A 22,052-nucleotide genomic window follows, 5' to 3' on the forward strand; every position below is an offset into this window, starting at 1 on the left:
AACACCGGTCCGGGCGCCGGTCACGGCACGAAGGCGACGACGACCTCGCCCTCGCCACGCATGACGACCGCGCCCGTACGGTGCGGGACGAACACGGACTCCCCCCGCACGAGCCGCGTCTCGGCCTCGGCGTCCGCGCGGTCGGCCACGAGCGTCACCGCGCCGTCGAGGCACAGCACGACGCGCGGACCGGCGGCGGGCAGGGCCACCGCTCCGGCGACGCGGCCTGCCCGGAGCGCGAACTCCGCGACGGGCGGGCGGTAGGCGACGAGGCCGCTGCCGTCGTCGACCAGCCGCGGTCTCGCGGCCGGACCGGGCGTGCACGTGGCGCACTCGAGCAGGGCGTCGACGTCCACGAGCTTGCTCGTCAGCCCGGCCCGCAGCACGTTGTCGGAGCTCGCCATGATCTCGACGGCGCACCCGGACAGGTACGCGTGCACGTGCCCCGACGGGACGAACATCGACTCCCCGGGCTCCAGGGTGACGCGGTTGAGCATGAGCGACACGATGGCGCCCGGGTCGCCCGGGTGCTGCTCCGCGAGCGCGAGGACGGTCGCGTCGGCGCGGCGCGACGTGCGCCGGCCCCCCGGCGCGGGCACCGCCGGCTCGCGCTCGGCCCGGGCACGGACGGACGCGACGGTCAGCGCGAGGTCGGCCGCGACGTCGGGCTCCGCGCGAGCGTGGAGCGCGAGGGTGAACGCCTCGCGGACACCCGCCTCGGTGGGGCGGGCGCGCAGGGTGTCGCGCATCCGTCCGGCGAGCGCGCCGTCGAGCCCGTCGAGCAGCTCGAGGATGCGCGCGGGCCGCCGGAACCCGGAGAGGCCCTCGAAACGGGAGACCGCCACGACCATCTCGGGCTTGTGCTGGTCGTCGTGGAAGCTGCGCAGCGGCGAGTCGCGCGCGACGCCCTCGCGGTTCTCGCGGTTGAACCCGGCGCGCGCGAGGTGCGGGCGCGGGTGGACCTGCAGCGAGAGCGCGCGGTCGGCGGCGAGCACCTTGAGGAGGTACGGCAGCCGGGGCCCGTACTGGTCGAGGACGCGCTGGCCCAGCACCCCCACCGGGTCCGCGCGCACCAGGTCCGCGAGCGTCGTGCCCGACGCCGGCTCCGCGTCCGGGTGCGACGTCCCGCCCGGGCGGGCGCCGCCGTCGGGCACGACGCGCGACGGCGCGAGCGGGTGCGCCCCCATCCACAGCTCGGCCGCCGGACGACCGTCCGGTACCACCCCCAGGAGGTCCTGGATCGCCGACGTCGAGCCCCAGTCGTACCGCTGGACGGTGTTCTCCAGCCGGTAGAACGCGGACGGACGAGCGCCGGGGAGGGCGTCGTCCACCGACGCCTCCCCCGACCGCTCGTCCGCCGCGCTCGTCATGGGCCGAGCCTAGAGGCCCAGGGCGTCCCGGATGGGGCCGAGGAGGAAGTACACGACGAACATCGCCGCCGCGACCCACATCAGCGGGTGGATCGCCCGGACCTTGCCGAGCGCGAGCTTGATGAGCACGAAGGCGAGGAAGCCCGCCCCGATGCCGTCCGCGATCGAGTACGTGAACGGCATGACGATGATCGTGAGGAACGCGGGGATGCCGATCTCGACGTTCTTCCAGGAGATGCCGGCGATCTGCGTCATCATGAGGAACCCGACGAAGACGAGCGCGGGCGCCGCGGCCTCGTACGGGACGAGGGCGACGAGCGGCGACAGGAACGTCGCGAGCAGGAACGCGACACCCGTGACGACCGACGCGAGGCCCGTGCGGGCACCCTCGCCGGCGCCCGTCGTCGACTCGACGAAGCTCGTGTTCGACGACACGGACCCGGCACCACCGGCCGCCGCGGCGATCGAGTCGACGACGAGGATCGCGCGCGAGCGCGGCGGGACGCCCTCGGCGTCGTTGAGGCGCGCCTCGGCGCCGACGGCGACCATCGTGCCCATCGAGTCGAAGAAGTCGGCGAGCAGGAGCGAGAACACCAGCAGGATCACGGTGACGGTCGCGATGTTCTGGAACGAGCCCAGGAGCGAGAACTGGCCGAGGAGGCCGAAGTCCGGGACCTGCACGACGCCGTCGAACGTGGGCGCGTTGAGGTTGAAGCCGTCCGGGTTCGAGCCGTCGGGGGCCTTCGCGCCGATGTGGAGCGTGTTCTCCAGCACGACGGCGAGCACGGTCGCCGTGAGGATCGCGACGAGCAGCGCGCCCTTGACCTTGCGCACCCACAGCACGATCGTCAGCACGAGGCCCACGACGAACACGAGGATCGGCCACGTGCCGAGGTTCCCGAGCGCGAGGAGCGTGCCGCTGCCCGCGGTGACGAAGCCCGCGTTGACGAGGCCGATGAGCGCGATGAACAGGCCGATGCCGACGCTGATGGCGGTCTTCAGCTCGAGGGGCACGGCCCGGAAGACGGCCTCGCGGAACCCGGTGAGCACGAGCACGAGGATGATGAGGCCCTCGATGACGACGAGGCCCATCGCGTCCGCCCACGTGACCCCGGGCAGCGACGCGATCGAGTACGCGACCACCGCGTTGAGGCCGAGACCGGCCGCGAGACCGAGCGGGAAGTTCGCGAAGACGCCCATGGCGAGCGTCATGACGCCCGCGACGAGCGCGGTGGCGGCGGCGATCTTGCCGAAGTCCGGCTCGGCGCCCCCGCCGAGGAACTGGCCCGTGCCGTCCTGGACGGTCCCGATGATCAGCGGGTTCAGCACGATGATGTAGGCCATCGCGAAGAACGTCACGAGACCGCCGCGGATCTCGGTGCCGATCGTCGAGCCGCGCTCGGTGATCTTGAAGAAGCGGTCGATCGCGCCGCGCGCGGGCACGGGGGCGTGCTCGTCCTCACGGACGGAGGTGGGGGTGGACATGGGGAGAATGCTGCCAGAACCGTGTGACCGCGCGGTAACGCGCCGGACACGGTCGGGCATCGCCCGCCGGGGTCGTCCGTGCACGTCAGGCCGCGCCGACGGCGTCGAGCGCCGTCCGGGGTGTGCTCGACGCCACGTCCGCAGGCCCGGGCGTCGCGCTGACGTCGTGCGGGCGGGGCGCCCCGTGACCGTGCCCGAGGGACTCGGCCGTCGCGAGGTCGGTGACGCTGCGCGGCGCGCCCGAGGCGAGCTGGAGCGCGTGGAGCACGTCGAGGATCGCGTTCGCCCGCTCCCCGGCGGGGCCCGCGGGGACGCCGTGCACGACCCGGGCAGGGTGCAGGAGGTCGACGACGGCGTGGCCCGGCCGGTGCTCGTCGGGCACCCAGGCGACCGTGGCCGGGACGCCGTCCGCGGCGAGGCACGCGGCGAGCAGCTCGGCGGTGCCTGCGGGGACGCGGGCCCGGCCGACGACGAGGTCGCCGGGGCCGAGGTGCGGGGCGAGGCGGTCGAGCGCGTCCCGCAGCGTCGCGACGCGCGCCGCACCGCCGGCGTCGGGCGTGGCCCCGGCGCCGACGCAGAGCAGGTGCACGCGCGCACCGGCGACGGCCGTGCGGTCGGTCGTCGGGCGCAGGCGGCCGCTCACGAGGCCGAGCGCGAGGAGCCGGGGCAGCCGCGGCTCAGCGGTCCTCGGACCCGAGCGGAGCGCGGCCAGCACGCGCGGGTCCGGGTCGAGGAGCACGACCTCGTGCCCGGCGGCAGCGAGGCAGGCCGCGTGCAGGACGCCGCGGCGACCGCCTCCCGAGACCGAGACCCGCACGACGCACCTCCTCCTGCCCGCCCCGACGTCCCGGCGGGCCTCAGTAGGCCCCGGAGCCGGAGAACACCGCGCGCGCCGTGCGCGCGAGGATGAGGAAGTCGCCGAACATCGTCCAGTTCTCCACGTAGTACACGTCGAGGCGGACGCTCTCCTCCCACGACAGGTCCGACCGGCCGCCGACCTGCCACAGACCCGTGAGGCCGGGCTTGACCAGGAGCCGACGGCGGACCTTCTTCTCGTACTTCTGCACCTCGCGCGGCAGCGGGGGCCGCGGGCCGACGAGGCTCATGTCGCCGCGCAGGACGTTGAAGAGCTGCGGCAGCTCGTCGAGCGAGTAGCGGCGCAGCACCCGGCCGACGGGCGTCACGCGCGGGTCGTCGCGCATCTTGAACAGGAGGCCGGAGCCGTCGTTCTGCTCCTCGAGGTGCTCGACCTCGCGGTCGGCGCCCACGCGCATCGAGCGGAACTTGTACATCGAGAACGTGCGGCCGTTGCGCCCGACGCGCTCCTGGCGGAAGAGGACGGGCCCGCGGCTCGTGAGCCGGACGGCGAGGGCGACCGCGACGAGCACGGGCAGGGCGGCGAGCGTGATGAGCGCCGCGCCCGTCCAGTCCACGACCGACTTCACGGCGAACTTGGGCCCCGTGAAGCGGGGCGCGTCCACGTGCAGGAGCGCGACGCTCTCGGCAGGCGTGATGGTGATGCGGGGGCCCGCGACGTCGGCGAGCTCCGCCGTGAGCATGAGGTCGACGCCGAACGGCTCGAGCTCCCAGCCCAGGCGGCGCACGACCTCGGCCGTGATGGCGTCCGAGCCGGAGACCGCGACGACGTCCGCGCCCACCCGGGTCGCGACCTCGCCCGCGTGCCGGAGCTCGCCGAGCACCGGGACGCCGTGGATCTCCTCGCCCGCCCCGAACCCGCCCGACGGGACGCACACGCCGACGACGCGGTAGCCCGACTCGTCGCGGGAGTTGAGGTCGCGGATGAGGCGCTCGGCCTGGTCACGGTGCCCGATCGCGAGCACCGCGGACCGCATGCCGCCGTGGGCGCGCTGCCGGTGGAGCCACTGGCGCCACGCGTACCGGCCGGCGAGCAGCCCGCCGAGGCCGAGGGGGAACGCGAACGCGAGGTAGCCCCGGGTCTCCGGGAAGCGGAGCAGGAAGGCGAGGACGGCGAGCACCGCGAAGAGGCGCCACGACGCGTCGAACACGCGGTGGTACTCGGTGGGCCCGCTGCCCATGACGCGGGGGTCGCGCGTCCGGCTGGCCACGAGGGACACGGACCAGGCGACGCCCACGAGCACGGACAGGACGACGTAGGGCACGCGGGCCCGGCTCACGGGCTCGTCGATCACGGCGTCCCAGCGCAGGAAGTAGGCGACCAGCACGGCCACGACGATCACCACCGTGTCGGTGACGAGCAGCCGGCGGCGGTAGGCGACCTCCCAGCCCTGCGCGGCGAACGCGGCCCGGGCGGCGCGGATGCGCGCCGCGGGCGACGCGGTGAGAAGGGTGCGCAGACCTCGTCTCGTGTCGTCGGTGACGCTGTGGGACATGCGTCCACCTCCGGTCGGCTCCACACCCTGCATGGCGACTCATCCTAGGTTCGAGAATGTGCGATAACGAGGGTTGACGAGGGCTTTCACCCGGGTGAGAAGGCGTTCCGGACGACTGCTGTCCGGAAGGTCTTGAGCCGCAGGATCCTGCGGTTGGCGCACCGCTCGCAGGCCTCGGAGGAATTCACTGGACAGGTGTCCAGGTTCGACGTTCCCCCGCACGCGACGCAGCGTGCGGAGAAGTCACGGAGGAGTGCCCGCCCGGATTCCGGGGCGGTTCGAGCTGGACGGGCGACCACGAGCGGGAGAGCGTGGTGGGCCGCTTGCATCGTAGCGCGCGGTTGCGGGTGCTCCGGACGTGTGCTCACACGAGAGGGGAAGAGACGCAGGTCACGCCTGTGACGCGCCGTGGGGGTGAAAAAACCGGCGCGTCGCTACGATGCTCGGGTGCCCTCGGTCGTGACCCTCCTCCTCCACCCCGAACGCCGGCGCCCCGACCCGGCGCCCTGGCGGGTCGACCTGCGCGTCGTCATCCTCGCCGGCATGGCGCTCTGGACGGTCGCGCTCGTCGTGTGCGCCGTCCTGCTCGCCACCGGGACGCTCGCGCCCCGCGCGGTCGCGACGTGCGCCGTCGGGCTCGCGCTCGGCGCCCTCGGGCTCGGCTGGGAGCGGCGGAACCGGACCCGCTACCGCGCGTCCGCCGACGACTGAGGGTCGTCCCAGGCCGTCCGCGCCACCGCGCCCTGCGCCCCGCGCGGGTCGCGGAGCACCTCCTCGAGCACGTGCCGCGCGCCGTAGCGTCCCGCGACGACGGCGAGCGCCGCCGCGAGCCCCGCCGGACCGGTCGCGTGCACGACGACGTCCGCTCCCCCACGACCCTCGACCCACCACGGGACCGCGACACCGTCGACACGGAGGTCGTCGTGCCGCTCCCAGGTGCGCGGCAGGCGCTCGCCGACGACGGTCCCCACCTCGGACGGGACGTCCTCGCGGTGCCCCGGGTCGTCCGGCGCGGGCCCGGGGCCCGTGACCGTCGCGACGTCGAGCAGGTCCGCGACCTCCTCGACCAGGTCCCGTCCCGCGGGCACGAGCGGGCGCAGCGGCGCCCACATCGGGTCCGGGGCCACCGCGACGTCGTCGGCCGCCGCGACGACGACCGTCCCGCCGTGCAGCGCGGGCACCCGCGCGGGGGCCGGGTCCAGCCGTACGCCGCTCTCCGCCAGCGCCTCCAGGGCGCGCCACAGCGCCAGCGCGGCCGCGGCGTCGACCGGTGACCCGACGGGCGGCAGCCCGTCCAGCAGGTCGGCCCACTCCTCCGGGTCGAGCTCGGCGAGGTCGTGCACGCCCCCGACGGCGGCGAGCGCCGCGTCATCGAGCCCCGCCACCTCCGGCGGCGCCGGACGCAGGAACGCCGTGGCGGGGCCGCCGTCGAGCGCGAACGGCCCGCCCAGCTCCTCGCGCAGCCACCACGCCGTGTACGACCGGGCCGACGCCGCACGCCCGCCCTCCGCGCGCACGGGCGTGAGCATCGCCTCCCGCGCCGCGGGGTCGCCCGCGAGCCGGGCGAGCACGTCGGGCCACGCGCCGTCGGCCACCGCGTCCAGGTCCGCGACGGCGAGCACGTCCCCCAGGTACGCCTCGGGGCCGAGCGTCGCCGCGAGGTGCTCGAGGTACCCGGCCCAGTCGGAGAGCCAGCCCTCCGGCGCGTGCGGGTCCAGGTCGGGCTCGTCGTCGTCCGGCGCGGGTGTGAGCACGTCGCGCACCCGCAGCACGGTCGGTCCCGCCGCCGCGCCTACCGCGCGCAGCGTCGGCTCCCCCCAGCGGGCGACGACCCCCGGGTCGACGACGTCGAGCCCGTCGAGCACGTCCGCCGCCCAGGTGCCCGGCAGGGCGCAGCCGCGCGCGGGCGACCAACCGCCGTCCGTCGTCGGGACCGGGAGCTCGCCCCACCAGAACGGCAGCACGTCGCCCGCCGGGTCCCGGACGTCGCGGAGCGCGGCGGCGACCAGCGCGAGCAGCCGCTCGACCTCCGCCGCGGGGTCGTCGCCCGCGTCCGCGGCGTCGGCCGCGGCGAGCACGCGCTCGCGCACCGCGCCGTCGGCGAGCACCGCGCGCAGGTCCGTCGCGCGCGTGCCCAGCCGCTCGAGCAGCGGGTGCGCGGCCCGCGGGTCGACGACGCGCAGACCGAGGTCGACGGCATCCCGGGGGTCGAGCGCCCCGCCGTCCGTGCCGTCGTCCGGGCCGTCGCCGAGGAGCAGGAGGCCGCGCGCCCCGCGCACGACCTGCCCGCCGAGGAGCGGCACCGGGAGCGCGCCCAGCGCCTCGAGCACCGACCGGTCCCCCGCGTGCGGCGCGAGCGCCTCGTACAGCGCCCGCCAGCGCTCGGGGTCGGCGACGAGCGGGAGGTCGTCCACGACATCGGCCAGATCCACGACCTGCGCCCCAAGCGACCGCGCGACCGCGCGCAGCGGGCCCGGCACGTCCACGAGGTGCGCCGCCCCGAGCTCGGCACGCACGCGCGCGTCGCCCACGTCCCCGGCGAGGACTCGCGCCTCGGCGGGCGCGAGGAGCCGCCGCTCGGCCCGCTGCGACGCACCGTGCTCGTCGTGCTCCCCGAGGATCGGCGGGTCTTCCCAGGTCTCGCCCCCCGCGCGACCGGGCTGGTCGGGTGGCACGTCGAGCGGGAGGAGCGGCGTGCGGGCCAGGGCCGCCGTCGCCGCCGCGCGGACCGCCTCGTCGACCGCGCTCGCCGGCAGCCCGGTCGGGACGAGCGCGAGCACGTCGGCGCCGCGGTCGGCCGCGAGCGACCCGAGGAGCGCCGCGAACGCACGACCCACCTCGCGCGCGACGTGATCCGTCACGGCACCGCGCGGGACGTGCCGGCGCGCGGGGTCGAGCGGGAACGTCGCCAGGAGCAGGGCCGGGAAGGTGAGCCGCTCGTCCGTCGGGGTGGGGGCGTGCAGCACGGTCGGCGCAGGCGCGTCGTGGGGCAGCGCCCAGGTCACCGACCAGCGGTCCGCGCCGCGCTCCTCGACGGGACGGTCCGCGAGGAGCGCGGGGTCGAGCGTCCCCTCGCGCCGCAGCACGGTCCAGCGCTCGTCGACGTCCGCGACCCGGCGCTCCGCGACGCCGTCGCCCGCCACGACGACCTCCGTGAGCGCGGGCAGGGCGAGCAGCAGCGGGTCGCCGACGTCCGCGAGCTCGGCCCGCACGGCGTCGAGCGCCGCGTCGTCGCGCAGCTCGACCTCGACCACGGTGTCGTACCCCGCCGGCACCTCGACGCGCGCCGGGAACGGGAGGCGCAGCACCGGGAGCCGGTCGCCGCGCCCCGCGACCTCGGCGGCGAGGTCCGGGCGGTCCGCCACGACGTCGTCGAGCGCGGCGCGCGTGCGGTCGAGCGAGAGCTCGACGGCGTGGTCTCCCGTACCGACGCGCACGCGGTCCGCGACCGAGCGGACCGCCGCGAAGCCGACCCCGAACCGACCCACCGTGCGCGGGCCACCCGCCGTGCCCGCGCCCCGACCGGTGGCCGAGGCCCGCATCGCGACGAGCGACGCGACACCGGCCGCGTCGAGGGGCTCGCCCGTGTTGGCCGCGCGCAGCACCCAGCGCCCGTCGGGGTCGGACGGCGCGTGCAGGCTCAGCCGGAGCCGACCGGGCACGCCTGCGCGGGCGGCGGCATCGGCGGCGTTCTGCGCGAGCTCGACGACGACCCGCCCCCGGTACGACCCGTGGGCGTGGTCCTCCTCCGTGTTCGCGTCCTCGCGCAGGCGCGTCGGCGAGGACCGCCACGCCTCCAGGACCGCACGACGCAGCGCGGCCGTCCCGAAGACGTCCTGCGTCACTCCCGCGGCTCGTCCGGCGCGGCGTCGACGGCGGGGTCCGGCGCGGTCTCGGGCTCGTCCGGCGTGGCGTCGGGGTCAGGGGTGGTCTCCGCGTCGTCCGGCACGGCATCGACGGCGGAGTCCGGCGCGGTCTCCGCGTCGTCCGGCGCGTCGTCCGGCTCGCCTGCCACGGCCGCGGGGGCCTCCGGCGCGGTGTCGGTCGGCGTCGGGACATCGGCCACCGGCGTCGGCTCGTCCTGTGCCGCCGGAACCGTCCCGTCCGGGGCGGTCTCGTCCGCGGCAGTGTCCGTCGGCGCGGCCCCGTCCCGGGCCGCCTCCTTCCGGGCGACCGCGGACTCGAGGAGCGTGACGATCTCGACGTGCAGCTCGTCGACGAGCGGGTCCGGGTCCGGCCACTCGCTGCGCTGCGGCTCGACGTCCGTCTCCGAGTGCGCGCCGCAGCCGTGGTCGAGGCTCACGACCTTGCCGTCGTCGGGCGACCACTCGTTCGCGCACACGCCGAAGACCTGGCCGAGGCTGCCCTGGAGCGGCACGAGGAAGCCGCACGACCCGCAGTCGGCCGCGGCGGCGACGGCGGCGCGCGTCGTCGGGCCGCGCGACCCGCGGTACCAGCGCTCCGCGGCCTCGTCGCGGCCCTGCGGCGACAGCACGCGGGCACGCGCGAGCGCGAGCTCCTCGATCGCGACGGCGTCCTGCTCCTCGTCGCCTGTGGGCACGTAGCCGGGCTCGAGGCGCGGGTCGTCGGCGCGGAAGGGCAGCACGTCGCCCGGGCCGACGTCGCCCGGGCGCAGGCGCTCGGACCACGGGAGCCACGACGGCGCGAGCAGCGCACCGTCACCGGGCAGGAGCTCGACCTCGCACACCGTGGCCGTCCGGCCGCGCGGCACGCGCGCGAGCGTCACGGTCCAGTGCCAGCCGCGGTAGCCGCGCATCGTGCACGCGAACCGGTGGGAGATGAGCCGGTCCGCCTCGGCGACCGTGCCGAGGTGCTCGCCCACGTCCTCCGGGCTCTCGGCCACCTCCTGCGCCGCGGCGCGCGCGAGCTCGACCGCGCCCGTGAGCACGGCGTCCCGCGCCGCGCGTGCTGAGACTCCTCGGACGCGCTCCTCTGCGGCTGCCACGGCGGACATCGTCAGGCCTCGATCTCGTCCGCGACCGCGCGCAGGACCGCGGCGACCTTGGTGGCCTTGCCCTTCTCCGGGTAGCGGCCGCGGCGCAGGCCGTTGCCGATCCCGTCGAGCTCCTTGATGAGGTCCTCGACGATGACCGCCATCTCGTCCGCCGAGCGACGCTTCGCCTTGACGACCGAGGGCGCCGGGTCGAGGAACGTGACGGCGAGCGCCTGCGGGCCACGGCGCCCGTCGGCGACGCCGAAGTCGACGCGAGCGCCCGGCTTGGGCGCGGGGGCGTCCGCGGGCAGCGCGGAGGCGTGCAGGAAGACCTCGCCGCCGTCGTCGTTGGCGATGAAGCCGAACCCGCGTTCGGTGTCGAACCACTTGACCTTGCCGGTGGGCACGTGGACCTCGTTCGTGCTCGTAGGAACCAGAACCCCCAGGTTACCGGCCACGCGGCGGCAAAGCCGCATCCATACCGCGGGCGAGCCCAGGGCGAGCCCGGACGACCGGCCGCGTCCCCGCCGTCGTCCCGGTCAGCGCGGGGCCGACCGCGGGACCACCCCGGCGTCCGCCCCGACCCGCAGCGCGACGGCGTCGAACCAGTCGGCGTAGTCGGCGACCGTGCGGTGGAGGTGGCCGAACAGCTCGAACGACACCGTGCCGAACAGGGTCGTCCACGCCATGAGCGTGCGCACGACGGCCTCGGGCGGGACGTCGGGCGTCGTGAGCCCGCGGGCGCTCACGTACGCGACGGCGGGGGCCACGAGCGCGGCCGCGTCCCCGCCCGACGGCGGTGCGGGCGCCGGGCCCTCGCCGTCCGCCCAGGAGTCGGCGACGACCCGGACCAGGGTCCGCACGACGCGCGTCGCGGGCTCGACCGTGTCCTGCGGCGCCGCGTACCCCGGCACGGGGGTGCCGTAGAGCAGCCCGAACTCCCCGGGCCGCGCGACGCACCAGGTGCGCAGCGCGCGGCACGCGGCGAGCCAGCGGCCGGGCAGGTCGTCCCGCGCGACGGCGGCCTCCGCGGCCTCGACGGCAGCCCCGAGCTCGTCGTAGCACTCGACGAGGAGCGCGGTGAGCAGCGCGTCCCGGCTCGGGAAGTAGCGGTAGACGGCGGACGACACCATGCCGACGTCGCGCGCGACGGCCCGCAGCGAGAGCGCGGCGGGCCCGTCGGCCACGAGCCGCGCGCGGGCGGCGTCGAGGATCTCGCGCGTGAGGGTCTCGCGCGCCAGGGCGCGCGCCGTCCGAGGTGCCGTCATGCCGTCAGGGTCGCAGACGAGAGCGCCGCCCACCAACGAGAGCAGTGCTCTTGTTTCTTCGTGCGGCACGTGCCAGGCTGCTCCTGAAACGAGAGCACTGCTCTCGGAAAGGAGCCCTCATGTCCAGCACCTCGTCCTCCGACGACCGGCACGTCGTCGTCGGCGCCGGCCCCGTCGGCCGCCACGTCGCCGCCGAGCTCGCGGCCCGCGGGTCGCACGTCACCGTCGTCACCCGCAGCGGGCGCGGCACCGGGCTCGCCGGCGTCACGCACCTCGCGCTCGACGCGTCCGACGCCGACGCGCTGACCCGCGCCGCGGACGGTGCCGCCGTGCTCTACAACTGCGCCAACCCCGGCGACTACACGCAGTGGGAGAAGGTCTGGCCGCCGCTCGCCGCCGCGCTGCTCACCACGGCGGAGCGGACGGGAGCGGTCTACGCGATCACGGGCAACCTCTACCCCTACGGGCCGGTCGACGGACCGATGACCGAGGACCTGCCGGACGCCGCGACCGACCACAAGGGCGTCCTGCGGGCCCGGCTGTGGGCCGACGCCCTCGCCGCGCACCGCGCCGGCCGTGCGCGGGTCGTCGAGGTGCGCAGCTCCGACTTCGTCGGGCCCGGCGTCGGCGCCAACGGCCACGTGTCGCGCGTCGTCCCTGCTGCGCTGCGCGGCCGGGCCGTGACGATGATCGGCCGCACCGACCTGCCGCACTCGTTCACCGACGTGCAGGACGCCGCGCGCACGCTCGTCGCGGCGGCCGCGGACCCGGGCGCGCTCGGCCGCACGTGGCACACCCCGAGCAACCCGCCGCGCACCCAGCGCGAGGCGCTGACCGACGTCCTCGCGAGCGTGGGGCACCCGCCGGTCCGGGTCCGCTCGCTGCGCGGCCCCGGGCTCGCCGTCGCCGGACTGTTCTCGCCGCTGCTGCGCGAGCTGCGCGACCTCGCCTACCAGTGGGAGCACCCCTACGTCCTCGACGACACCGCGCCCCGCGACCGCTTCGGCATCGAGCCCACGCCCTGGGACGAGGTCTGCCGTCGGACCGCCCGCGGCTGACCGGTCGCGGCCCTCCGGGCGCGCGAGTCGGCACGTCGTGCGGCGTTCGGCACCCGGGGCTGCCGACGTCCCGCACGCGCTGCCGAACCGCGTCCGCCCTGCCGAAGCGTCTGACCGTCGCGCACAGGCGCCGTCGACCGGGGACCGTCCACAGGACCGGTCCGGACGACCCACGCGAGCTCCCGGACCGGGCACGCTGGCCCGGTGCACGACGACGACCCCCTCGCCCCCGGCGGCCCTCGACGACCCGCGTTGCTGCTCGCGGCGGAGCACCCGCCCCAGCTCGTGCGGCAGGCTGCGTCCTCCGGGTCCTGGGAGCGGGTGCGTCGGGGCGTCTACCGCGAGACCGGCACCACCAGGAGGATCGGGCCCGCCGACGAGCGCGACCTCGTGCTGGACCGGGCGACCGCGCTCCATCGCACCCTCCGCGCGGACCACGTCCTCAGCCACACCACCGCCGCCCTCGTCCACGGCCTGCGCCTGTGGACGGCGCCCCGTGACGTGCACGTCGTGCAGCCCTACCGGCGGTCAGGGCGCGCGGACCCCACGGTCGCGAGGCACCTCGGACTCGTCGACGCCTCCGACCGGTGCGTCGTCGGCGGTCTGCCGGTGACGACGCCCGCCCGCACCGTCGCCGACTGCCTGCGCACCCTGAGCCCGCTCGAGGGGCTGGTCGTCGCGGACGCGGCGCTCGCGCGGGGCCTCGCCCGCGAGGACGTCGCGGCCTGCCTCGCGCGACAGCCCCGGGCTGCCGGGACACCTCGCGCCCGGCACGTCCTCCGGCTCGCGGACGCCGGCGCCGAGTCGGCCTGGGAGACGTGGTTGCGGTACCTCGTCCTCCGGCTCGGCCTCCCCCGCCCGTCGACGCAGGTCCCGGTCCGCACCTCGGTCGGTCGGGTCCGCGCGGACCTCGGGTGGGAGCCGTGGCGGCTGCTGCTGGAGTTCGACGGGCTGGTGAAGTACCGCACGACGGGCGACGGCCTCGCTCCCCGTGAGGACCCGGGCCGCGTCCTCGTCGCGGAGAAGCGACGGCACGAGGCGATCGAGGCGACCGGACGTCGCGTGCTGCGGTTCACCGCGCGGGACGCGCCCGACGCCGTCGGCGAACGGGTCCTGCGCTGGGTGCCGTCGGACGTCGTCGCGTCGCTGCGCCCTGACCGTCACCTTCCCCCGCTGCGCTGACCGGTCGGCACCCCGGCGGCGGTTCGGCACTCGCAGCACTCGTCGGCACCTCGAGGTGCCGACGAACGACAGGAGGTACCGAACCGTCAGCACAACCCGCGTAGCATCGGACGGATGGCCACCTCCCGGCCCGAGCGGGCTCCGACGTACAGCGAGTCGCTGCGCCAGCGCGACGACGCCGCGCTGGTCGCCCTGCTCGCGGGGCGTCCCGACCTCGCCACGCCCTCCCCCTCGACGCTGCTCTCGCTCGCCGCGCGCGCGATGAACCGCACGAGCCTCGAGCGCGCGCTCGCCGGTCTCGACGAGCTGACGCTGCACGTGCTCGAGTCGGTGCTCGTGCTCGACTCGGTGGGCACGCCCGCGACGGCGGCCGCGGTCGCGCGCGCGACGGGGGTGGACCGCGCGTCGGTCACCGCGGCGCTCGCGCGCCTCGACGAGCTCGCGCTCGTGTGGTCGCCCGGCACGCGCTCGGCCGGGTTCCGCCCGGCGCCCGGGACGGCGGAGGTGCTCGGCCCGCACCCCGCGGGCCTGGGCCCGGTCTCCGGCGACACCCCGGCACCGTCCGCGGTCCTGCCCGACGACGCACCCCCGGGCGCGCGCGCGATCCTCGACGCGCTGGCGTGGGGGCCGCCCGTGGGCGTCGCCCCGCGCTCCGACGCGTCGGCGCGCCGGGCGACGGCCTGGCTGGTCGAGCGGGGGTACCTCCGCGCGACCGACGAGCGGCACGTCGTCCTGCCGCGCGAGGTCGGGCTCGCGCTGCGCGGCGGGCGCACCCACCGCGACGTGCGCACGGCGCCGCCCGTGCCCGACGCGCGCGAGCTCCCCGCGGCGACGGTCGAGGCGGAGTCCGCGAGCGCCGGGCTGGAGGCGGTGCGCCTCGTCGCGCGCCTCGTGACGCACTGGACCGAGCACCCGCCCGGCGTCCTGCGCGCGGGGGGCCTCGGGGTGCGCGACCTGCGCCGCGCGGCCCTCGCCCTCGAGGTCGACGACGCGACGGCGGCCGCGGTCGTCGAGGTCGCGGCGGCGGCGGGCCTCGTGGCCGACGACGGCGACGACCCGCCCACGTTCGCCCCGACGCCGACGGCCGAGGACTGGCTCGACGACGACCTGGGCGACCGGTGGGCCGCGCTCGCGCGCGGGTGGTGGCGGTCGCGCCGCACGCCGTGGCTCGTCGGGAGCCGTGACGAGAGGGGCGCCCTGCGCGCCGCGCTCGACCCCGAGCTGTGGCGGCCCTGGGTCCCACGGCTGCGTCGCTCGGTCCTCGACGTGCTCGCCCTCGCGCCCGACCGGCCGCTCGGCCCGGCGGACGTCGTCGCGGTCCTGCGCTGGCGCACGCCGCGCGCGGTGCCGCCGGAGCAGGCCGTCGCGGGGCTGCTGCGCGAGGCCACGCTGCTCGGCGTGACGGGCGCGGGCGCGCTCGCTCCCCCGGGCCGCGCGCTCGTCGCGGGCGACGACCCCGCGCCGTCGTCGGAGCCCGTGGACCTGGGGGCCGCGTTCGAGGCCGTGCTCCCGCCCGAGGTGGACGACCTCCTGCTGCAGGGCGACCTCACCGGCATCGTGCCGGGCCGGCCGTCGCGCACCCTCGAGCGTCTCGTGGAGGTCGCGGCCGACGTCGAGTCGCGCGGCGCCGCGACCACGGTCCGGTTCACGCCGGAGTCGGTGCTGCGCGCGCTCGACCGGGGCGCGACGGCCGACGAGCTGCTCGCCGAGCTCGCGTCGCACTCCCGGACTCCCGTGCCCCAGCCGCTGGAGTACCTGGTGCGCGACACCGCGCGACGTCACGGGCGCGTGCGGGTCGGGACGGCGTCGTCGTACGTGCGCGCCGAGGACCCGGTGCTCCTCGCGGGCATCGCGGAGGACCCTGCGCTGCGCGGCCTCGGTCTGGTGCTCCTCGCGCCGACCGTGCTCGCGTCCGGCGCACCGGCCGGGGAGCTGCAGGACGCGCTGCGGGCGCGCGGCGTGCCGTCGGTCGTGGAGGGCCCGGACGGGCGCGTGCTCGTCGCGGACCGTGCAGGCCGTCGCGACCTGCCCGACGCCGCGGGCCCGGCCCGGCGAGGACGGGCCGGGGCGGTCGTCGGGCGGCGCGGGGGCCGCGCCCGGACCGGGGTCGTGCCGGGCTCCGGGGCGCGGGTCGACGAGGCCCGGGACGGGGCCGGGCGTGGCGAGCAGCGGTTCGCCGACCTCGTCGCCCGGCTGCGCGCCGCGGACACGCGCTCGGCGGAGCAGGCCCGGACCCGCGCGGCCGGCGGGGCCCGCGCGGACGGCGACGGGTCGCGCCGGGGCGGGGGGACGCCGTCGGGCAGGGCAGGACGCGGGGACGACGGCCCCGAGGGAACAAGCGACCCGGTGGCGGCGTTGGGGCTGCTGCGCGAGGCGATCGCGGACGGCGCCATGGTGTGGCTCGAGGTCGTCGGGTCGACGGGCGCGCCGGACCGCCGCCGCGTGCGGCCCCTCACGCTCGACGCCGGACGGCTGCGCGCGCAGGACCCGGCACGCGACGCCGAGCTCACGGTCGCGGTTCACCGCATCGCGTCCGTGACCCCGGACTGACCCCAGCCCGCCCCGGCACTACCCCGGACCGTCACCCGACCTACCCCGGACCACCACCGGCCCGCCCGGCGACCGACCGGACCGCACGACCCTCGGCCACCCACGGCAAGGAGAACGCATGACCGACGGACCTCTCATCGTCCAGAGCGACAAGTCGCTCCTGCTCGAGGTCGACCACCCCCGTGCCGACGACGCGCGGCGGGCCATCGCGCCGTTCGCCGAGCTCGAGCGTGCCCCGGAGCACGTCCACACCTACCGGCTCACGCCGCTCGGCCTGTGGAACGCGCGCGCGGCCGGGCACGACGCCGAGCAGGTCGTCAACACGCTCATCGAGTACTCGCGCTACCCGGTGCCGCACGCGCTGCTCATCGACGTCGCGGAGACCATGTCGCGGTACGGGCGGCTCACGCTCGCGCAGCACCCGACGCACGGGCTCGTGCTCGAGGCGACGGACCGCGCCGTCCTCGCCGAGGTGCTCAAGTCCAAGCGCACCGCGGGGCTGGTGGGCGACCGGGTCGACGACACGACCGTCGTCGTGCACCCGTCCGAGCGCGGCCACCTCAAGCAGGTCCTCGTGAAGCTCGGCTGGCCCGCCGAGGACCTCGCGGGGTACGTCGACGGCGAGAAGCACGCCATCGCGCTCAGCCCGACGACGCCGCCGCGCGCCGAGGGCGAGGAGCCGAAGCCGTGGGAGATGCGCCCGTACCAGGCGCAGGCGGTGGACGGGTTCTGGCACGGCGGGAGCGGCGTCGTCGTGCTGCCGTGCGGCGCGGGCAAGACGATCGTGGGCGCGGGCGCGATGGCGAAGTCCGGGACGACGACGCTCATCCTCGTGACGAACACGGTGAGCGCGCGCCAGTGGCGCGACGAGCTCGTGCGGCGCACGACGCTCACCGAGGACGAGATCGGCGAGTACTCCGGCGCGCGCAAGGAGATCAAGCCCGTCACGATCGCGACCTACCAGGTGCTGACGACCAAGCGGAAGGGCGTGTACACGCACCTCGAGCTGCTCGACGCGCGCGACTGGGGCCTCGTCGTGTACGACGAGGTGCACCTGCTGCCCGCGCCGATCTTCCGCATGACGGCGGACCTGCAGGCGCGCCGCCGCCTCGGGCTCACCGCGACGCTCGTGCGCGAGGACGGCCGGGAGGACGAGGTGTTCTCGCTCATCGGGCCCAAGCGGTACGACGCCCCGTGGAAGGACATCGAGGCGCAGGGCTACATCGCGCCCGCCGACTGCGTCGAGGTGCGCCTCACGCTGCCCGAGTCCGACCGCATGACGTACGCCGTCGCCGAGCCCGAGGACAAGTACCGGCTCGCCGCGACCGCCACCGGCAAGAACCGGGTCGTGGAGCAGATCGTCGCGCAGCACCCGGACGACCAGGTGCTCGTGATCGGCCAGTACCTCGACCAGCTCGAGGAGCTGTCGCAGCACCTCGACGCGCCGCTCATCACGGGCGCGACGACGGTCCGCGAGCGCCAGCGCCTGTTCGACGCGTTCCGCACGGGCGAGATCTCGCGGCTCGTCGTGTCGAAGGTCGCGAACTTCTCCATCGACCTGCCCGAGGCGTCCGTCGCGATCCAGGTCTCCGGGTCGTTCGGGTCGCGCCAGGAGGAGGCCCAGCGCCTCGGTCGCGTCATGCGTCCCAAGGCCGACGGCCGCACCGCGCACTTCTACGCCGTCGTCGCGCGCGACACGGTGGACCAGGACTTCGCGGCGCACCGCCAGCGGTTCCTGGCGGAGCAGGGGTACGCGTACCGCATCGTCGACGCGGAGGACCTGGGCGTCGTGCAGTGACGGGTGGGGGTCCCGCGACGTAGGAGCGCGGCACCCGCCCGGCACGGAACGACGCCCAGGTCCGACCAGGAACGCGGAGGACCTGGGCGTCGTGCAGTGACGGGTGGGGGTCCCGCGACGTAGGAGCGCGGCACCCGCCCGGCACGGAGCGACGCCCAGGTCCGACCAGGAACACGAAGGACCTGGGCATCGTGCAGTGACAGAGGGCCCCGCGGCACCGATTGCGGGTCCTGGGCGGCTGGGAAAGGATCGGGCCGTGAGCACGGCCGATCGTCCCTGGCACCCCCGCGCGGCCGGGGGCCGCGGCGCCCGCGCGTTCCTCGCCCTCGTCGTCTCGACGCTCGTCGGGCTGCTGACGTGCGTCGCCCTCGTCGCCCCGGCGGGCCTCGCGCACGCCGTCCCGCCGATGGACGTGACGGACGAGATCACCGACCCGTCCGGCGTCCTCGGGGACCGCACGGACGACGTGCGCGCGGCGCTCGACCGCCTGGCCCAGGACACGGACCTGCAGCTCTTCGTCGTGTACGTGGACGACCTCGACGGCATGGACGGCGTCGACTGGGCGAACGCGACGGCGAACCAGTCAGGGCTGGGGGTCGACGACCTGCTGCTGGCCGTCGGGACGCAGGACCGGCGGTACGGGCTGTCGTACGACAACAACGTCCCGCTGTCGGACGCCGAGCTGGACCGGATCACGTCCGCCGTGGAGGACGAGCTGCGTGCCGACGACTGGGCGGGTGCGGCCATCGCGGCGGCGGAGGTGGCGCGGGATGCGAGCCAGGGCTCGGGCGGCGTGTCGTGGTTCTGGGTCCTGCTCGTCGGCGGCGTGCTCGTGATCGTGGTCGTGGTGGTCGCCCGAGCGGCGGGACGACGCCGCCGGTTCGCGACCGCCGTCGGGCCGGCGGGCGACCCGCTCGCGGCGCTGCCCACGGCCGAGCTGGACCGCCGCGCGAGCGCGGCCCTCGTGGCGATCGACGACGCCGTGAAGACGTCCGAGCAGGAGCTCGGCTTCGCGCAGGCGCAGTTCGGGATCGAGGCGACGCAGCAGTTCTCCGCCGCGCTCGCCGAGGGCAAGCAGCGGGTCGCGGAGGCGTTCGCGCTGCGCCAGCAGCTCGACGACGACCAGCCCGAGGCGGAGCCCCAGGCGCGGCAGATGATGGCGCGCATCGTCGCCCTGTGCGACGAGGTCGCGGACTCGCTCGACGCCCAGTCCCGCACGTTCGACGAGCTGCGCGACCTGCAGGCCCGCGCGCCGCAGGTGCTCGACGAGACCGACCAGCGCGCGACCGAGGTGCTCGCCCGCGTCGAGCCCGCGCGCGCGACGCTCGAGGCGCTCGGGCGCACGTACCCGTCGACGGCGCTCGCGTCCGTCGCACAGAACCCCGAGCAGGCGCAGGCGCTCCTCACGGGCGCGCGCGAGTCGGTGGCGCGCGGTCGGGAGGCGCTCGCCTCCAAGGACCGGGCGACGGCCGTCGCGCTCGCCCGGGCCGCGCAGAACGCGGTCGGGCAGGCGGTGACGCTGCTCGACGCCGTCGACCGCGCGGGCACCGACCTCGCCGAGTCCGGTCCGCGCCTCGACCGGGGCGTCGCGTCGATCACGTCCGACATCGCGGACGCGGGGCGGCTCGCCCCCGGGGACCCCGCGGTCGCGCCCGCGCTCGCGGAGGCGCAGGCCGCCGTGGCGGTCGCCGGGGCCGCGCGCGACGGCGGCGACCCGCTCGCCGCGCTCCGTCGCCTCACGGACGCGGAGGCGGCGCTCGACGCCGTCCTCGCCCCGTTCCGCGAGCGTGCCGAGCAGGCGGCGCGCGCGAACGCGCTGCTGCGCGAGACCCTCGCGCGCGTCGACTCGCAGGTCCGCGCGACGAACGACTTCATCGAGACCCGGCGCGGCGCCGTCGGCCCGGAGGCGCGGACCCGGCTCGCGGAGGCGATCCGGCTGCTCGGCGAGGCGCGCGCGCTCCAGCCGACCGACCCGGTCGCCGCGCTCCAGCGCGCGCAGCAGGCCGACGCGCAGGCGCAGTCCGCGGCCCAGCGCGCGCAGCAGGACGCGTCGAGCTGGCAGTCGTCCCAGGGCGGCGGGTTCGGCGGGGGTGGCGGCAGCAACGTCGGGGGCATGGTCCTCGGCGGGATCCTCCTCGACTCCATCCTCCGCGGCGGGGGCGGCGGCGGACGCTCGGGCGGGTTCGGCGGCGGCAGCTTCGGCGGCGGCTACGGGGGTGGCGGGTTCGGCGGCGGACGCTCCGGCGGACGGTCGGGCGGACGGTCGTCGGGCGGACGCTCCGGCCGCGGCGGACGCTTCTGAGCACGGGCGGCACCTGACGCCCCGCACCACGGGACGACGGCACGACGGACACGACCAGCACCAGACGGCTCACGAGAGAGGGACGACCATGGCGGAGAAGCAGAGCATCTTCGGACGGATCGCGCAGCTCGCCCGCGCGAACATCAACGCGCTCCTGGACAGCGCCGAGGACCCGCAGAAGATGCTGGACCAGCTCGTGCGCGACTACACGAACAACATCGCCGAGGCGGAGCAGGCCGTCGCGCAGACCATCGGCAACCTGCGCCTCGCCGAGCAGGACTACAACGAGGACGTCGCCGCCGTCCAGGAGTGGGGCCAGAAGGCCGCGGCCGCGTCGGCGCAGGCCGACCGGTACCGCCAGCAGGGCGACGCCGCGAACGCCGACAAGTTCGACAACCTCGCGAAGATCGCGCTCGGCAAGCAGATCGCCGCCGAGAGCGAGGTCCGCCAGGCCGAGCCGCTCATCGCGTCGCAGCGCGAGTCGGTCGAGAAGCTCAAGTCCGGCCTCGCGATGATGAAGGACAAGCTCGGTCAGCTGAAGTCGAAGCGCGACTCGCTCGTGGCGCGGCAGAAGAGCGCGCAGGCGCAGCAGACCGTGCAGGGCGCGCTCAGCTCGATCAACGTGCTCGACCCGACGAGCGAGCTCTCCCGCTACGAGGAGATCGTCCGCCGCGAGGAGGCGCAGGCGCTCGGCCAGGCGGAGGTCGCCGCGTCGAGCATCGACGCCCAGTTCGCCGAGCTCGAGACGTCGGGCGAGGCCGTCGAGATCGAGGCCCGCCTCGCCGCGCTCAAGCAGGGTTCCGCCCCCGCCGCGCAGGTGTCGCCCACCCAGGTCACGCCCGCGATCGGTTCCGGGACGACCACCCAGGACGCCCCCTCGACCGACTGGTGACCTCGGACCGGGTCAGGCGGGGACGCGTCGTCGGCTCACCCGGACCTCGGTGACGAACGACTCCGCGAGCCGGCGCCCGCCGTCGAGCAGCGCGGGGGCGTGCTCGTCGAAGCCGGCCAGGGCCGCCGCGGCGTCGACGTCGTCGTAGCGGTCGCACCAGGCCGCGAAGGCGGCGCGGGACGCCTCGGGGTGGAACTGGACGCCGAGCGCGGACCCGAGGCGGAACGCCTGGTAGGGGTACATGTTCGACGACGCGAGCCAGACGGCGCCGTCCGGGAGCTCGACGATCGCGTCGCCGTGCATGCTCGTCACGCAGCGCACCGGGTCGTCGCCGGTCGCGAGCGGCGCCAGCACCGGGTCGGTGTCCGCCTCGGCACGCCAGAAGACGCGGGTCGCGCCGACCTCGCGGCCCGGCGGGGCGGCGACCGCCACCTGTCCCCCGCCCGCGACGGCGAGGAGCTGCGCGCCGAGGCAGATCCCGAGCGTCGGGACGCCCTGCGTCGCGGCGGCGACGAGGGTCTCGCGCAGGGCGGGCAGCCAGGGGGCGCGCGCGTCGTCGTACGCGGACACGTGGCCCCCGAGGACGACGAGGCCGTCGCCGAGCTCGTCGAGCCGGTCCGCGGCGGGGACGGGCTCGCCCTCGTGCGCGCGGACGACGCGGAGCTCCGCGTCGAGGAGGTCGGCGTAGGCGTCGAGCGTGACGTCCGGGGAGTTCTCGACGACCGTGAGCCGGACGGTCCCGGTCGTGGCGTCGGTGTCGTGCGTGGTCACGAACCCTGACGGTACCCACTCGGGGGCGGGAGGACGCAAACACCCACGTC

16 protein-coding genes are annotated in these 22,052 nt (G+C 76.4%); 7 read left to right on the forward strand and 9 right to left on the reverse strand.

Annotated features, from left to right (window positions below):
• Positions 1–20: 20 nt before the first annotated feature.
• From manA to HKK73_RS15125, 4 genes are all read right to left on the reverse strand, one after another.
• Entirely contained in the window at positions 21–1,370 is a 1,350-nt protein-coding gene (gene manA / locus HKK73_RS15110) for a mannose-6-phosphate isomerase, class I (RefSeq protein ID WP_171468316.1), read from the reverse strand.
• A gap of 9 nt (positions 1,371–1,379) precedes the next feature.
• Positions 1,380–2,855 carry an NCS2 family permease gene (locus tag HKK73_RS15115; protein ID WP_034651820.1) on the reverse strand — a complete coding sequence of 492 codons (1,476 nt, stop codon included), beginning with the start codon at positions 2,853–2,855 and terminating at the stop codon, positions 1,380–1,382.
• An 85-nt stretch (positions 2,856–2,940) separates the two neighbouring features.
• Positions 2,941–3,672, reverse strand: a complete 732-nt coding sequence (locus HKK73_RS15120) for a hypothetical protein (RefSeq protein ID WP_171468317.1) — start codon at positions 3,670–3,672, stop codon at positions 2,941–2,943.
• Positions 3,673–3,712: 40 nt separating this feature from the next.
• Entirely contained in the window at positions 3,713–5,227 is a 1,515-nt protein-coding gene (locus tag HKK73_RS15125; protein WP_051028379.1) for a sugar transferase, read from the reverse strand.
• 447 nt (positions 5,228–5,674) lie between these two features.
• Here HKK73_RS15125 and HKK73_RS15130 point away from each other — a divergent pair, with 447 nt between their 5' ends.
• Complete coding sequence (locus HKK73_RS15130) at positions 5,675–5,938, forward strand: DUF2530 domain-containing protein (RefSeq protein WP_051028378.1); 264 nt, start codon at positions 5,675–5,677, stop codon at positions 5,936–5,938.
• Here the strand turns inward: HKK73_RS15130 and HKK73_RS15135 are convergent.
• The 4 genes from HKK73_RS15135 to HKK73_RS15150 form a co-directional block, all read right to left on the reverse strand.
• Positions 5,914–9,072: a sacsin N-terminal ATP-binding-like domain-containing protein gene (locus HKK73_RS15135; RefSeq protein ID WP_216607997.1), complete on the reverse strand. Its 3,159-nt coding sequence runs from the start codon at positions 9,070–9,072 to the stop codon at positions 5,914–5,916. The genes HKK73_RS15130 and HKK73_RS15135 overlap by 25 nt on opposite strands.
• The gene (locus HKK73_RS15140; RefSeq protein WP_253705668.1) at positions 9,069–10,202 is read right to left on the reverse strand and encodes a DUF3027 domain-containing protein; all 1,134 of its coding nucleotides are present in this window, start codon (positions 10,200–10,202) and stop codon (positions 9,069–9,071) included. Before HKK73_RS15140 ends, HKK73_RS15135 begins: the two co-directional genes overlap by 4 nt.
• Positions 10,203–10,204: 2 nt before the next feature.
• Entirely contained in the window at positions 10,205–10,588 is a 384-nt protein-coding gene (locus tag HKK73_RS15145) for a cold-shock protein (protein ID WP_034651071.1), read from the reverse strand.
• A 132-nt stretch (positions 10,589–10,720) separates the two neighbouring features.
• Entirely contained in the window at positions 10,721–11,449 is a 729-nt protein-coding gene (locus HKK73_RS15150; protein ID WP_034651084.1) for a TetR/AcrR family transcriptional regulator, read from the reverse strand.
• A gap of 119 nt (positions 11,450–11,568) precedes the next feature.
• Between HKK73_RS15150 and HKK73_RS15155 the strand changes: the two genes are divergently transcribed.
• The 6 genes from HKK73_RS15155 (at position 11,569) to HKK73_RS15180 (ending at position 21,231) form a co-directional block, all read left to right on the forward strand.
• Complete coding sequence (locus HKK73_RS15155) at positions 11,569–12,507, forward strand: NAD-dependent epimerase/dehydratase family protein (protein ID WP_171468318.1); 939 nt, start codon at positions 11,569–11,571, stop codon at positions 12,505–12,507.
• Positions 12,508–12,711: 204 nt separating this feature from the next.
• The gene (locus HKK73_RS15160; RefSeq protein ID WP_051876462.1) at positions 12,712–13,689 is read left to right on the forward strand and encodes a hypothetical protein; all 978 of its coding nucleotides are present in this window, start codon (positions 12,712–12,714) and stop codon (positions 13,687–13,689) included.
• A 114-nt stretch (positions 13,690–13,803) separates the two neighbouring features.
• Entirely contained in the window at positions 13,804–16,239 is a 2,436-nt protein-coding gene (locus HKK73_RS15165) for a helicase-associated domain-containing protein (RefSeq protein WP_171468319.1), read from the forward strand.
• Between the two features lie 118 nt (positions 16,240–16,357).
• Positions 16,358–18,037: a DNA repair helicase XPB gene (locus HKK73_RS15170; protein ID WP_043659946.1), complete on the forward strand. Its 1,680-nt coding sequence runs from the start codon at positions 16,358–16,360 to the stop codon at positions 18,035–18,037.
• Between the two features lie 256 nt (positions 18,038–18,293).
• Positions 18,294–20,339 carry a TPM domain-containing protein gene (locus HKK73_RS19320; RefSeq protein WP_256380356.1) on the forward strand — a complete coding sequence of 682 codons (2,046 nt, stop codon included), beginning with the start codon at positions 18,294–18,296 and terminating at the stop codon, positions 20,337–20,339.
• An 88-nt stretch (positions 20,340–20,427) separates the two neighbouring features.
• Positions 20,428–21,231, forward strand: coding sequence for a PspA/IM30 family protein (locus HKK73_RS15180; protein ID WP_051028097.1), 804 nt, complete (start codon positions 20,428–20,430; stop codon positions 21,229–21,231).
• Between the two features lie 12 nt (positions 21,232–21,243).
• Here HKK73_RS15180 and HKK73_RS15185 read toward each other — a convergent pair whose 3' ends face one another.
• Positions 21,244–22,002 (reverse strand): type 1 glutamine amidotransferase, encoded by a 759-nt coding sequence (locus tag HKK73_RS15185; RefSeq protein WP_253705669.1) that lies wholly within the window; start codon positions 22,000–22,002, stop codon positions 21,244–21,246.
• Between the last annotated feature and the right edge of the window lie 50 nt (positions 22,003–22,052).

Source organism: Cellulosimicrobium sp. 72-3, from assembly GCF_013127315.1.
Taxonomy (GTDB): Bacteria; Actinomycetota; Actinomycetes; order Actinomycetales; family Cellulomonadaceae; genus Cellulosimicrobium; species Cellulosimicrobium funkei.

Bases quoted from the DNA above. Each gene is read 5' to 3' on its own strand.
- manA (WP_171468316.1), bottom strand. From the start codon at position 1,370: ATGACGAGCGCGGCGGACGAGCGGTCGGGGGAGGCGTCGGTGGACGAC.
- HKK73_RS15115 (WP_034651820.1), bottom strand. From the start codon at position 2,855: ATGTCCACCCCCACCTCCGTCCGTGAGGACGAGCACGCCCCCGTGCCC.
- HKK73_RS15125 (WP_051028379.1), bottom strand. From the start codon at position 5,227: ATGTCCCACAGCGTCACCGACGACACGAGACGAGGTCTGCGCACCCTT.
- HKK73_RS15140 (WP_253705668.1), bottom strand. From the start codon at position 10,202: ATGTCCGCCGTGGCAGCCGCAGAGGAGCGCGTCCGAGGAGTCTCAGCA.
- HKK73_RS15150 (WP_034651084.1), bottom strand. From the start codon at position 11,449: ATGACGGCACCTCGGACGGCGCGCGCCCTGGCGCGCGAGACCCTCACG.
- HKK73_RS15155 (WP_171468318.1), top strand. From the start codon at position 11,569: ATGTCCAGCACCTCGTCCTCCGACGACCGGCACGTCGTCGTCGGCGCC.
- HKK73_RS15165 (WP_171468319.1), top strand. From the start codon at position 13,804: ATGGCCACCTCCCGGCCCGAGCGGGCTCCGACGTACAGCGAGTCGCTG.
- HKK73_RS15170 (WP_043659946.1), top strand. From the start codon at position 16,358: ATGACCGACGGACCTCTCATCGTCCAGAGCGACAAGTCGCTCCTGCTC.
- HKK73_RS15180 (WP_051028097.1), top strand. From the start codon at position 20,428: ATGGCGGAGAAGCAGAGCATCTTCGGACGGATCGCGCAGCTCGCCCGC.